The sequence below is a fragment of the Kallipyga massiliensis ph2 genome, from assembly GCF_000311985.1.
Taxonomy (GTDB): Bacteria; Bacillota; Clostridia; order Tissierellales; family Peptoniphilaceae; genus Kallipyga; species Kallipyga massiliensis.
In genome coordinates, this window is the sequence record NZ_HE978585.1 from 351054 (window position 1) to 363996 (window position 12943).

Annotated in this window: 15 protein-coding genes and 1 pseudogene; all 16 read right to left on the reverse strand. The window is 39.2% G+C overall.

Annotated features, from left to right (window positions below):
- Positions 1-78 precede the first annotated feature (78 nt).
- The 16 genes and pseudogenes from HGKM_RS01515 to HGKM_RS01580 all read right to left on the reverse strand — a co-directional run bounded on the left by HGKM_RS01515 (position 79) and on the right by HGKM_RS01580 (position 12883).
- On the reverse strand, positions 79-1815 hold the full coding sequence (locus tag HGKM_RS01515; RefSeq protein WP_019133554.1) for an ABC transporter ATP-binding protein: 1737 nt from the start codon (positions 1813-1815) through the stop codon (positions 79-81).
- Positions 1808-3526 carry an ABC transporter ATP-binding protein gene (locus tag HGKM_RS01520; protein WP_019133555.1) on the reverse strand — a complete coding sequence of 573 codons (1719 nt, stop codon included), beginning with the start codon at positions 3524-3526 and terminating at the stop codon, positions 1808-1810. The genes HGKM_RS01515 and HGKM_RS01520 overlap by 8 nt, the downstream gene beginning before the upstream one ends.
- 73 nt (positions 3527-3599) lie before the next feature.
- Positions 3600-4193 carry a TetR/AcrR family transcriptional regulator gene (locus HGKM_RS01525; RefSeq protein WP_019133556.1) on the reverse strand — a complete coding sequence of 198 codons (594 nt, stop codon included), beginning with the start codon at positions 4191-4193 and terminating at the stop codon, positions 3600-3602.
- A 395-nt stretch (positions 4194-4588) separates the two neighbouring features.
- Entirely contained in the window at positions 4589-5095 is a 507-nt protein-coding gene (locus tag HGKM_RS01530) for a GNAT family N-acetyltransferase (protein WP_019133557.1), read from the reverse strand.
- A gap of 83 nt (positions 5096-5178) precedes the next feature.
- Positions 5179-5406 (reverse strand): type II toxin-antitoxin system YafQ family toxin, encoded by a 228-nt coding sequence (locus HGKM_RS01535; RefSeq protein WP_019133558.1) that lies wholly within the window; start codon positions 5404-5406, stop codon positions 5179-5181.
- Positions 5399-5677, reverse strand: a complete 279-nt coding sequence (locus HGKM_RS01540) for a type II toxin-antitoxin system RelB/DinJ family antitoxin (protein ID WP_019133559.1) — start codon at positions 5675-5677, stop codon at positions 5399-5401. The genes HGKM_RS01535 and HGKM_RS01540 overlap by 8 nt, the downstream gene beginning before the upstream one ends.
- Positions 5678-5897: 220 nt before the next feature.
- Positions 5898-6266, reverse strand: coding sequence for a GNAT family N-acetyltransferase (locus HGKM_RS08455; RefSeq protein WP_245550599.1), 369 nt, complete (start codon positions 6264-6266; stop codon positions 5898-5900).
- 152 nt (positions 6267-6418) lie between these two features.
- On the reverse strand, positions 6419-7273 hold the full coding sequence (locus tag HGKM_RS01545) for an amidohydrolase family protein (RefSeq protein ID WP_019133560.1): 855 nt from the start codon (positions 7271-7273) through the stop codon (positions 6419-6421).
- A gap of 917 nt (positions 7274-8190) precedes the next feature.
- Entirely contained in the window at positions 8191-8610 is a 420-nt protein-coding gene (locus HGKM_RS01550; RefSeq protein ID WP_019133561.1) for a nuclear transport factor 2 family protein, read from the reverse strand.
- 328 nt (positions 8611-8938) lie between these two features.
- Positions 8939-9433, reverse strand: a complete 495-nt coding sequence (locus tag HGKM_RS01555) for a GNAT family N-acetyltransferase (protein ID WP_019133562.1) — start codon at positions 9431-9433, stop codon at positions 8939-8941.
- Positions 9434-9478: 45 nt separating this feature from the next.
- Positions 9479-9685: a helix-turn-helix domain-containing protein gene (locus HGKM_RS08460; protein WP_081585073.1), complete on the reverse strand. Its 207-nt coding sequence runs from the start codon at positions 9683-9685 to the stop codon at positions 9479-9481.
- 185 nt (positions 9686-9870) lie between these two features.
- Entirely contained in the window at positions 9871-10131 is a 261-nt protein-coding gene (locus tag HGKM_RS01560; protein WP_019133563.1) for a glycine zipper domain-containing protein, read from the reverse strand.
- 26 nt (positions 10132-10157) lie between these two features.
- A pseudogene (locus HGKM_RS08975) lies at positions 10158-10595 on the reverse strand (hypothetical protein).
- Between the two features lie 11 nt (positions 10596-10606).
- On the reverse strand, positions 10607-11635 hold the full coding sequence (locus HGKM_RS01570) for a S66 family peptidase (RefSeq protein ID WP_019133565.1): 1029 nt from the start codon (positions 11633-11635) through the stop codon (positions 10607-10609).
- Between the two features lie 27 nt (positions 11636-11662).
- Positions 11663-12043, reverse strand: coding sequence for a hypothetical protein (locus HGKM_RS01575; protein WP_019133566.1), 381 nt, complete (start codon positions 12041-12043; stop codon positions 11663-11665).
- 375 nt (positions 12044-12418) lie between these two features.
- Positions 12419-12883 (reverse strand): GNAT family N-acetyltransferase, encoded by a 465-nt coding sequence (locus tag HGKM_RS01580; RefSeq protein ID WP_019133567.1) that lies wholly within the window; start codon positions 12881-12883, stop codon positions 12419-12421.
- Positions 12884-12943 lie beyond the last annotated feature (60 nt).

Consider the following 12943-nt stretch of genomic DNA (forward strand, 5'->3'; position numbering starts at 1 on the left):
CCTTTCTGAACATTTAATTTTCGACAACATCAGGCACAATCATTTTTATGTCGAAGATGTTGTTGTTAGTTCCAAACTTTAATTTGCGAATCTCCAGCTTTCCGCCTTGCTTCTCGATTCGATAAGATCTCGATAAAGACCTCCTTGCAGCATCAATTCATCATGTGTGCCGCACTGCTCAATCCCTGCTTTGTTCAGTACCAAAATCCGGTTTGCATTACGGATCGTCTTCAAGCGGTGTGCGATCATGATGACGGTTTTGTTTTGAGTAAGGGCTTCAATGGCTGCTTTCAGCTTATCTTCGTTTTCCGGATCAACATTTGCAGTAGCTTCGTCAAAGATGATAATCGGTGCATCTTTCAGCATTGCTCTGGCAATGGAGATGCGCTGTTTTTCACCGCCGGAAAGACTTGTTCCACCTTCTCCGATCATGCTCTGATAGCCATCGGGCAAGGCGGAAATAAAGTCATGGCACTGGGCCTTTTTTGCCGCCGCAATCACATCATCGCGGGTGGCATTTGGGCATCCGAATTTAATGTTGTTTTCAATCGTGTCGGCAAAAAGATAGACATCTTGGAAGACCATCGAAATATGATTCATGAGATTTTCGAGGGAGTAATCTTTTATGTTCTTTCCTCCAAGGCGAATCTCTCCTGAATTGACATCCCAAAAGCGAGAGATCAAATTGCAAAAAGTTGTTTTTCCTGAACCAGACGGCCCTACGATAGCCGTCATTGATCTTTCGGGGATATAGCAAGACACATTATTTAAGATTGGCTTTTCGCCATAGGCAAAGGAAACATTTTTAAATTCAATATCGTGTTGCTGAAGTGCATCATTGATATGACCTTCCGGCATATCTTGCATTTGATTGACGTAATCATAAGAATCCATCGCGTTGTCAATGGTTCTAAGCATGGCCATAGCACTACCAGAAGCCAATAAACTGTTAAAAATCACAAAACTGGCAACCAGCGTCATGATGGTATAGTCCAAAGAAAGCTCTCCCGAAAAGTAGCATGAAAGTGCTGTGGCAATCATAACCGAAATCGTGATCGCAATGATGATTTTCTGCAGTACCGTGTAAGGTGTAACGGCCTTTTCAAGGCTCAACGTCGATTTTTTTGTTTCTTCAAAACTTTGATCCAGCTTGTTGTTATTTTGTCCGCCCAAGTTGTAGGACTTGATGATCTGCATACCTTGCAAGGTTGCCAGCACTTCTTTCGTGAGATCGTTTTGTACAACAGAAACTCGATCCGAACTCTTTTTAGATCTTTGCTGCATTAAAGCGGCCGCCGCCAAGAAAATCAAAGACCCAGCGATAGCAATGAGTGCAATTTTCCAATGCAGCATAAAAAGAGACAGGATAAATACCACGGTTACAAGTAGACCGCCGAATACCATAATAAAAAGTGTGGGCACCCAAGTTTCGAGACTGTCCAACTTTGTCGTCGCAATGGCCGTTAAATTTCCTAAGCTAAAATCATTGAAAAAGCCCATTGGCACTTTTTTGATTTTTTCTCCCATAGCGATACGCTTATTTGCGGCTGTAAAATAGCCGGCATGCGTTTGCTTAAGCATGGAATTTTTCTTAGAAATAATGATGCCCAGTAAGGAAAGCAATAAGAATGCGCTGCACATACCAATCGTCTGCCACGTAATTTCCTGCTTTATAATCGCCGCAATGACCAAATAGATGGCCATAAATTGAAAAACGTTAAAAATCGCGCCCAAAAAACTCCAGATCACCGAGGAGCGAATCATTCCTTGCTCACGCTCTGCAAATTTCCATAACTTCTTAAATGTATTAATCATTTTCTTCACCTCGCATGGCCGCACTCCACAATTCTTGGTAAACCGGAGAATCTTTTAATAGTTCATCGTGTGTTCCGTGATTTTCAACATGTCCATCATGGATTACAAATATTTGATCCACATCTGCAATGGTTTTCAGTCGATGGGCGATAATAATGAGTGTTTTGCCTTTTACCAATGTGGCGATGGCATCTTGCAAAATAGCTTCATTTTCTGGATCGATATAGGAAGTGGCTTCATCCAAAATTACAATCGGTGCATCTTTGAGCATGGCGCGTGCAATAGAGATGCGCTGGCGCTCTCCGCCGGAGAGATGCCCGCCACCTTCTCCGGCAACCGTTTCATAGCCTTGTGAGAGCTTCATAATGAAATCGTGGCAGCCCGATTTTTTAGCGATTTCTATAATTTCCTCATCCGTTGCATCTTTTTTGCCGATGCGAATATTATCTTTGATGGAAATATCAAACAAATAATTGTCTTGAGATACATAAGAAATAGCATCCGAAAGCTGTTCTAAAGGCATATCCTTGAGAGCTATGCCACCAATTGTTATGGTGCCACTATCGGTATCCCAAAATCCGGCGAGGAGCTTTGCAACGGTCGATTTCCCTGAGCCAGAATACCCGACGAGTGCATTGACACTACCTTCATTGATGTGCAGATTGACATCCTTGATAACCTGTTTGTTGTCATCGTAAGAGAAATTCACGTGATCGAAAGTGATGTCATAGCGTGAAATGTTTTGTGTACCGGTTGCGTGGGATAACTCTTTTGAGTTGAGAACTTTTTCAATCTCACCGGCAATGGTTTTGATGCGACCCATATCGTCCTCATAAGACATCACCTGCATGATATTTGAGATTGTGCCAAACGATAAAATAATCAACATCAAAAGATGAGCGCCGCTTAGGCTACCTTGCATACAGAAGAAAAGGCCAAACGGAATGATGGTTAAAATACCCATCGGTGCAAGCGACATGCTCACCGCATAATCGTTGTTGTTCAAGCCCATCCACTTGCAGTAATAATCTGCTTTGGCATAAACATTATCGCTGTATTTTTTATAGGATGTATCGCCTTGATTAAAAGACTTAATGACCTCAATGCCGTTGATATATTCCACAATCGAGTTGTTCATGTCTTGACCAATTTTGACTGCTTTGGGAAACATTTTAGGCATGCGCTTCATCGGGCCGGCCATAAAAAACATGCCGATCACAAGAGGAACCAGTGCCAAGAGCGAAACGCGCCAATCGAGTACAAACATGTAAACAAGAAGTAAAACCGGGCCAACAATATTAGCGGTCATTTCAGGAATCAGGTGAGCCAGGGTTGTCTCCATGCTGTCAACTTGATTCACGATGACATCTTTTAGCTTTCCTGTGCTTAAATTCAAAATGTTTCCTAACGGCATTTTGAAAAGTTTGTCCATGATATCTCGCCTGATTTCACACAAAGCACCATAGGTCGCCGTATGAGAAATCGTGGTGGAAATACCCATAAAAACTTCTTTTGCGCACAGCAGCGCGAGAATACTGAGGACTCCTTTAGTATAAAAAGCAAAATCTGTATTCCCTGCAATGAGGGCAATGATCATTTTGCTCAAGAGCACATAGGTAAAAAGTCCTGCCAGTACACCCAAAACGGCAAAAAGAACCGAGAAAAAGTAGCCGGTCTTATTTTTGGCGATGTACTTTTTCAATAAGTTCATATCAAAAAACCTCCTTAGTAAATGAATGAAATGCTGAAATTGATGGAAGATTTTAGAGTCCGGAAACTTCCGCTTACTGAGAAGTCGAACGAGTAAAATAACCTTCAAGCATGGATACCAAGTGCTGTCTGTTCTTTAGAAAATTTTCACGCGTATCTAAAATTTCACAGGATAACAAGCTTGCATTGATGAGATTCGTTACAAATTCATAGTCATCATCAGTAAGCAATCCGCAGTCGTACCCATTCATAAAATGCTTAAAGTAAGTAATCGAATCCCTCTTGAGTTTTTCATATAATGCGTTAAGCTGTTCATTTTTCTTAATCTCACCAAGAAACATGACATAGATAGGCGTAAAAGGATTATTCGCCAACATTTTATCGACGACAACTTCAGCCAAGATATGTGGTGTAAGCTTGTTCCCCATATGTTGAACCGTGTTTGTTACCGTCGCTTCACGCATCCTGCTTCCTCTGTCCATAATGTCGTAGAGGATTTCTGCCGTATTTTTGTAGTAGTAGTATAATCCGCCGGCTGATAAACCGGATTTTTCACGAACATCATCCATTGTCGTATTGTTAAAGCCCTTAGAAGAAAAGAGTGCCATAGCAGCCTTTTGAATGTCTTCCTTACGCATTTCCGGATCTAATCGTTCTCTGACCATCATTCCCCTCTCCTTACCGAGATTATTCTCGGTAAATAGCAAGTTATCATAGACTAACTTGTTTGTCAAGAATTTTATGCGGTAATGGCAATTCGCCTAATATTGCATAAAAAAGAACCCTGCCAGATAGAACAAGATTCTTGTAACGCGTAATGCCTCTTAGTTTAATTTTAGGATGAACATCGCTGTGAGCTTATTAATTTTCGTACCACATACTAAATTTTCGTACCCCTTAGTATTAGGTTCGTACCCTAAGCGGCGATGCCGTTAAAATGTATCAAATATGGTGTTTTGTTCTCGTATAGCTATATCAATGTATTTAGAGCCTAATTCTAATTCACTTCAGGTGGGTTGTTAACTAAAATAGACTTAACCTATTTCCATATATAGAGTTAGATCTAAAGCTTTAAATTCATATAATCAACATCAATGAGTTCATTATCTATCTCATAATATCCTTCAAAGGTTCCAATCTTTTCAAATCCAAATTTTTTATATAAGTGAATAGCCGCTTCGTTGTCACTTCTAACTCCTAAAGAAATTATTTTAGCTTTTGCTTCTTCTTTACCGAATTTTATTAAGTTTTCCATGAATGAAGTAGCTATTCCTTGATTCCAATATGCTCTCTGAACACATAAACCGATACTACCTCGATGAGATAATCGCTTTATATTTGAAGTCGTATAATTTGCTGTACCAACAATCTTGTTATCAACTTCTGCAACAAATAATATTTGGTTATGACTTTTTAATAAATTTTCTAAAAACAACGTTTCTTGCTTCAGAGTAAAACTAAATCCTTCTTCTCCATAGCTTAAATTATCTGTTTCGCCTCCACAAATTTTTGTGTGTAATAAAATTTGTTCAGCATCTTTTGGAAGTGCTTCCCTTATTTTAAAATCCATTTTTACCTCCAATCTATTGTTTTATTTTTTTAGTAGCGGGCGTGAACCCCAGTATCCATCGTTACTATCTGCCGTTGTCATAATTATGACACGAGACCCACACGATAAATCAGCAACCAGTCCGGCTTAATATGACATTCTCGAAATACGGCATACTTGCCGGTTAAGGCGTGATCCTTGTTGTGCTCAGGAAGCACTTTTTCTTGAGCCAGCAAATCCACGACATCATTGAGCAGATGAAGATCAAGTCCTCTTTTTTGGGCAAGCTTCAAATCTTTCTTGAAGCGTTTGGATAGGATGACTTTAAGCATTGAGTACCTCGTTAAGTGCATCCGAACAAGAATCGTAACGCTTGTAGTTCTTAGGATTCGCTTTCATCTCGTCGTACTCATCAAGCGCTGCAATAGTTTCATCGTTTGGCATATCGCGCTTAATGGCGAACGGAATCGCCTGCTCCCTAACCGATTGTTTTAGAAAAATGGTTACTGCCGTTGTGAGATCCATACCGAGATCTTTAAATAAAGCTTGAGACTCTTTCTTAAGAACCGGATCAAGGTTGATATTTGTACTTACTTTAGCCATGAATCAATCACCTGCCTTTCATAAATATCATAATAGTGAAAAGGCAAAAAATCAATAGATATATGCGTGATAGGCATATAACACGCCATTTTATATGTCTTTGGAGGGGCGGATCAAATCTTATCATCAAGAAAGCAAGACATTAACATCTCAATTCTAAAGCGGCGCTTTGTTCTTCTTGGAAATCTTCGGAGACACGATACCGAATAGACCAAATATCCTAATGTAAATGTTGTATAAAAAATGGAAATTCACAAAGCTTGGCAGATTGAAAACTATCGTAAAAGTCACATGCATTTTTATTTGTAGCTCTTATTAATCGAATTTCATCAACATTATGGTTAATGCAATCTTTAATCATTTCATTAAACAGCTTTTTTGCTATCCCTTTATTTCTATTCTTTGGTAATACATATAGCCAGTCGACATAGCATATTCTATATCCATCCTGAAAACATGAATAAAAATGATATTCTATTCTTCCAACCACTCTATCTTCATCCATAGCCAATATTGAAGTGCTTCTTTTTGCTAATTCATCATCTAATCTTTCACAAAGTTCTTCTTCATTTATATCAGAGGAACACATAAGTTCTGGTTCCAATCTAGTAGCCAATAATAAATAATCAAAATACTAACTGAAATTATCTCTGTTTAGTTTTTCAAAAGTATATTCCATAACTCACCTCCAAAATGGTGTTATCAAATTATGGGAAATGATAATTTTTATTAATTTCACTATCATTTCTTCATCTTGGATCCAAATAAGGTTAATGCATTATCTCTGCAGATTTTTTCGATTTCGTCTCGATCAAAATCCATTTTATCTAATATTTCAAAATACTTGTCATAAATATCATTGGGGCTCAATACTCTATTATCGGGATAATCACTAGCAAAGATAACTTTATCAATCCCATATGCACGTATTATTTCGTTAGTTTTTATTAAACCGTACCTATTAACTAAATCAGTTAGTATTGCTGATATATTCACATAGACATCTGTCCCTATTAGTTCATTAAATTGGAAACCTCCCATATGAGCAATGGAAACCCTTACCTTAGGATACTTTTCTACCATTTTTTTAATCCGAACTGGAGAGCAAACATCATCTTTTACGCTTTCTCTTGGATAGGAATGTATTTCAATAGGAATGTGATTTGCTTGAGCATATTCGAATATCTTCTCATTATAGGAGCCATCAATGGGATACCCAGTATTTGTTGGATGAAGTTTAATACCAATAAAGCTCTCATATGTAAATATTCGATCAAATTCTTGAAGTGTCTCATGTATATCTTTATTAATATCAATATCAGCAAAGCAATAAAGAACCCCCGGATATTGACTTGCTATTTTCAATAAATTATCATGGACAGCTTCCACTGTAAAACTCATTGAAAGCATGTATGGGTCATTAAATGGCATAATGAATGCTTTTTCAATACTGTACATCTTCATCATAGACATGTACTCTTTCACTGAGCCATTCACAATAAACTTTCCGTCAAAATCGCGATTTGCTTGAATGACATCGTCGGGAATCAAATGGATATGCGCATCTATCTTGGAAATATTTTTCGTACTATACATAACTATCCTCATTTAATATTTAAAAAAGCGGCATATCTTAGATAAATTCATTCTAAAATAACTCGTTTCGTTATTGGATGACCTTCAGCTCTCCCATGACATCAGACAGAGCGTCTCCGCCGTTGGCGGTTTTCCGCCTACCCTTCCCTCCGCGGATCTCGTCCCATCAAAGTTAGGGCCTTATCTTGGGCATATCGTGGTGGTTTGGCTTTTTTTGGTAAATCAACACTATGCTTTTCCCGCCTCATTAGTGTTGGTTTGGCGTTTTTGGCGAATCAACACTATGCTTTTCCCACCTCAATAGTGTTAGTTTAGCGTTTTTTGACGAATCACCACTACCTTTGGGAGTAGTTTAGAGCAAAAAATAGTGTTGGTTGGCTGATTTTTCAAAACCAACACTACTCTAGGCTCGAAAACAATAGTGGTGGTTTGGCTGTTTTTCCCAAACCAACACGACTATCCCCCAAAAACACGAGTGGTGGTTTGCCATATTTCCCAAAACAAACACTACATCGGACCGCCTACCCTCTGCGGAGCTCGCACCATCAAAGTTAGGGCTTCCGCCGTCGGCGGCTTTCCGCTTAGGCCGTCCTCACGAATCTCGCTCCATTAGACAGACCGTCTCAGCCGTCGGCGGCTTGCCGCTCAGCCTGCGCTCTGCTTGACTTCGCGGGCCGCCTTGGCATGAGACCTACATCTACTTTCACATCGATTAGCTACGCTAATCGCGTGAAAGTAGTGTTAGGGCTTCAACATGTATCAAGACTACCCTGATGATAACCATACATCAAGAAATGACTCTTAACGCTCGTTGCATGAGGGAAGCTGGCAAAAGGAATGTCGTTGAAGGGTGCGAATCGAAGGCTGATTAATTAGCATAATTATTCATATCACTTAGGATTTGCTCGTTGACGACATCAAAACCAATTTACTCTTTCATCTCTAAATTCAGGATCGCTGCTTTGCTGATAAGGGTTGTAGTTACTTCGATTGCATCCATATTCTTTTAAAAATTTTATCTTATTATCAGCCGTCCATTCAATCAAAGAAATTCCGTCAAATTCTTCTGTTTTACCTGTATGCATTTCATTTTTGAAATACCATTCAACGATCGTCTGATTTTCTTTATGAAAAAATTGCTTAATTTCCCATACCAAAACTTTCCCTCTCGTATTCCACTCTTTAAACCAGTGTTTTACTGTTTGCAAATCATAATATTGTGGTCCCCAGCTTTCTGTGTAAACCACATTTTCTGAAAAAATATGATCCATACCTAAATCTCGTTGAATTATCCACATCTCAAACCACAAACGTATTATTTCTTCTTTTTCTCTCATAAAAACCTCATAAGTTAAATGTTCTTTTCATTAAAATAGATAAATCTCAAACTCGTGCTTTATGGATTCTTCCAGCAACCGTCCATATGCGCCCATAGTAAACGCAATATCACTGCTACGAATCGACAGTAATTTCATTTTTCTCTTATCAGAGATTTCCCAAAACTGAATTTGCCGCATTTATTCATTTGTGGCATAAACCGCTACCGTCGCAGTGATAATCTATTGTTCAATTAACTTACCTGCTTTATTTCCTTTCCAACTAAAGCCCAAGAACTAAGTTGATTTCGACTGAGTTCCTCCGTTCAAAAATTCCAATGTAAATTTTTTATTTATTTCTATAAATAAATCTTACTTCACGAAGCTTTTTGCCCCCAATAGTATCATCCAGATAATCCTCTGTTTGGAGAAACCCAAAATGCTCATAGAAATTTTTAGCCGCAATATTGTCATGAAGCACCCATAAGAACAGTTCATCAAAACCAAGCTTGTTAAGTTCTAAAATAGTTGCTTCAAGAAGCTTTTTCCCGTAGCCCTTTCCCATATATTCGGGAAGAAAATATATTGAAATGATTTCGCCACACTCAGAAAACTTCTCAAAACGGGACCTGCAAAAGCTGCTTGTGCCGATAAACTTTCCATCGTCAATACAAACAAGTGTCTTCCATCCGGGTATATCAAAGTTCTTTGACCATCTTCCCTCAGGAATTGAATTAAGATATTCTTGTGGAATTATCCCTTTGTAGGCATGTTTCCAACTATCTTCGTAAATTTTGCTGATAGCCAATCTATCATCTGAATGTGATATATATCTAATTTCCATTTGTTATACTTTCCCTACAGCTCACTAATACAATTTTCATAAAAATCATTCTTCTCGCCTCACATACCTTAACTCGATATCGTACCCCAGAGCTTCCATCATCTTGACAAGCGTGTTGTTGACGATGGTTTCCTTGCTGCGTATCACCCTGTTCACATAGGGAGCGGATGTACTGATTTCCTTTGCAAGCCTTGCCTGGGTGATTCCGGCTTCAATACATTTCGTTTTTGTGTCCAGGCTTTTCTTAGGAATTCCCTAATTTCAAGCCTTTTTTTACAGTTTAGTCCTTCACTCTTGACATCAAGACTACCCTGATGATAACCCTACATCAAGAACTTGGTCTTAACGCTCCTTGCAGGATGGAAGTTTGCAAAAGAAATGATGTCGGAGAATGTAGATCCGAGTCTTCCGTAAAGCCATTCAAAATTTGAATTTGTCTATTTCTTATAATTCATCCCTGCAATCATACCCAACAGCATCCCAATAGACATACCAATAGCCAAATTGTCTTTGCCTAATGATATGCCAACAGCTGTTCCCAGACACATTCCGATAGCCATACCTTCAGACATGTAATTTTCTGCTTTTTGTTCCTCTTTTTTGTAAGTATTCTTTGATTTTTTCTTAGCAAGATTTATTGCGCAAATTGCAAGCAAACTTACTAATATTACCGGTAATACTATTCTTATGATTTCCAAGATATATCCTCCTCCAAATTCTAAATTTATCGTTCCGACATATACTTTTGTATTTCGTCAGCCGTTATTCTTCTTGCCTGCGTATTGAGATACTCCTTGTATTCTTACGCTCTGAATATAGGAGCCATTCCTTCGCAGCGTTTACCTTTAATCTTTTTTAAGTAGTCCCGCAGGTCTTCCTGATCAGCGAAAATCTTATATGAGACTCTGTCGCTTTCACTTTTCAGCTCATAAATACCGCATGATTTTTTGGCCATGTAATCCGCAGTTCTTAAATACAAATTTGCGATTTCCAACGATTTGAACGGAAAATTCCATCTTTGCAGTCCTCCCTTGGAATCCCGCTCAATATAGATGCAACGTCCGCAGGTACCGCAAATATGCTGTGTATGGTTTTCCAGGCAATCTGACGGGTTTAATAAATGAGTTACCCTACTGTCCGTTGAATAGCATTCTTCGCACATCTTTGTCTCCCTCATTCTTCAAACCTGATTACCTGATGTTCCACATCGACTGTCGCCTTCACGCCAAATGGTATAATACATCGTGGCTGTGCATGTCCAACATTGATATTAAACACCAGGGGCAAATTCGGATTTTCAATGACATCTACCAGTATTTCCCTATATTCCTCCGCATATGCTTCATCTATCGGTTTCCCCACCAGAATGCCTGAAACGACATCAAAGATACCCGTATCCTTCAATACAGTAAGTGCTTTTCTGTATTTCTCAGGAGGCATTTTTTCTTCGCTGGACTCCAACAGCAGAATTCTGCCCTCCCACTCCTCTTTTTTCGGAAATAGTGCGTATTTACTGCAAAGAACCGGCATATCAGCATATCGGTCACCATTAAAGATGTCATAAAGTGAGTCAATACAGCCTCCGAGTATCTCGCCCGAGAATACCGAGCTGCCCTGAAGCAGCTCAAACCCGAGATTCGAATGAGACTTTAAGGGTTTTCCAATCTGATCAATGCCGAAATTTTTCCTGCCTTCATACCACACCTCGCTGGGCTTTATTTCTTTTATCTTTCCGGATTGAATTATTTCTTCAAAATATTTTTTCGTATAAGGAAGCATCTCCTTCTCCAGCTCACAGATGTCCGCAAGAAAAGACTGCCCGTAGAATGTGTTTAACCCGACTTTATTCAACATCAAATGATTGATTGTTGTATCAGAAAAACCAAGAAATACTTTTTTCGAAATGGCGGAAGCCAACTCCTCATGTTCAAATAAATACGGCAACAAGCGATATGTATCATCACCGCCGATAGCACAAAGTATCATATCGATATCCGGGTCTCTGAACGCCTGCAAAAGATCAGTTGCGCGGTTTTCCGGATGATTCTTTAAATATTCAATTCCTTTAAGGGCATTCGGCATAAATATTACGTTAAGTCCAAGGTCTTTCAGCCTTTTTTTACCGATCTCCACCTCATGCTCGACAAAGTCTTCTCCTATTGTTCCGGCGGAAAGGCTTACGATTGCTATATTTTTTATCATAATTGTCACCTATTATTCAAACCCAATTTATTGAATTGATGTCCCGATCTTCATGTTCAATCTCCACTCAGGCACTTCACCATCATCCGCCCAATATTCATCCATCTCGGAGATCAGATCATCTTTGAGCTTAATAAAAATGACGGCATGGAATGACGCGCTCATGCCTTTTGGGAAAACACGCACAGCTGTGATCAGTGTTTCTCCGGCTTTTTCAATACGCTCTATTTCTCCATCCCATTCGCCCGGATAATCACAGTTGACTTTGATATACTCCTGAACACTAAATTTCTCGTTTGTGCAATGCCAACGGATAACGGCATCCTTGCAAAAATAAGCTTGCAGGGCTTTTCGGTTCTGAGAAATCACATCCCTCCCACTCAATTTGGCAACATCTAAATCGCTCACTCAAGCCTCCTCAGTTTCCTCTCGATAAGTTGGAACAGAGGGGTTTTGTCGTGATTTTCATGCCTCGATATAACAGTCATTTCCCTGAAAAAGGCTGTAAATACAGGCCTTCGTGGCGTCTTATGACTTCTCCTTTGATATCAATACCACACTCTCAACATGGCTTGAGACAATACTCTGAATTTCACCGTTTCCACCGAAAATATCATGGGTCAAATCGGTATTTTTATAGCTCTTTCGGTATATGCCATCGCAGGACTTCTGTTTTCGACTAATCTAAAATTATATTTTATAACAGTCGCTATTGCTCTCTGCTTTTTATTCCATAAGTTCCCTTTCTTGCGTTTAGGTGACCTGGAGCTTTCACAAACCGGCCTAGAGTTCTCTTTTTAACATAACAACATCATTGTCTCTGTAATCTTCTACAAAGCCATGCTTAAGAAAAAGTGAAACAGCTGCGTTATCTATAGCGATATTATCAAAAAGAAACCGGATGCCATGCTCCTTAGCGGCAGCACACAGTAAATCCAGACCTTGGCTACCATAACCTTTGTTTCGGTAAAGTGCATGAACTATTACGTTTGCTAAATAAATGTCAAGATCTTCATCGTAATGATAAGCAATCTCTCCTATAAAGCAGCCTGAGTCATCCTTCAGGTATCGATAATATCGCTTGTTTTCCGGGTTTTTGATCCAGCGCTCATACCAGGTGTGCCATTTCTCCTCAGGAAAAGAAATCGTACCACCCCAGGCATGGTTATATGACATGGTGTCCGGATCTGCCAACATGGTCTCTTTAAACCACAGGTCTTCAATTTTGGGGATATAGCTTGTGATCATTATTAGGGATTCTCCTTATTTACCGAAAATATACATTAACCGGACTACCATGGGAGTCAC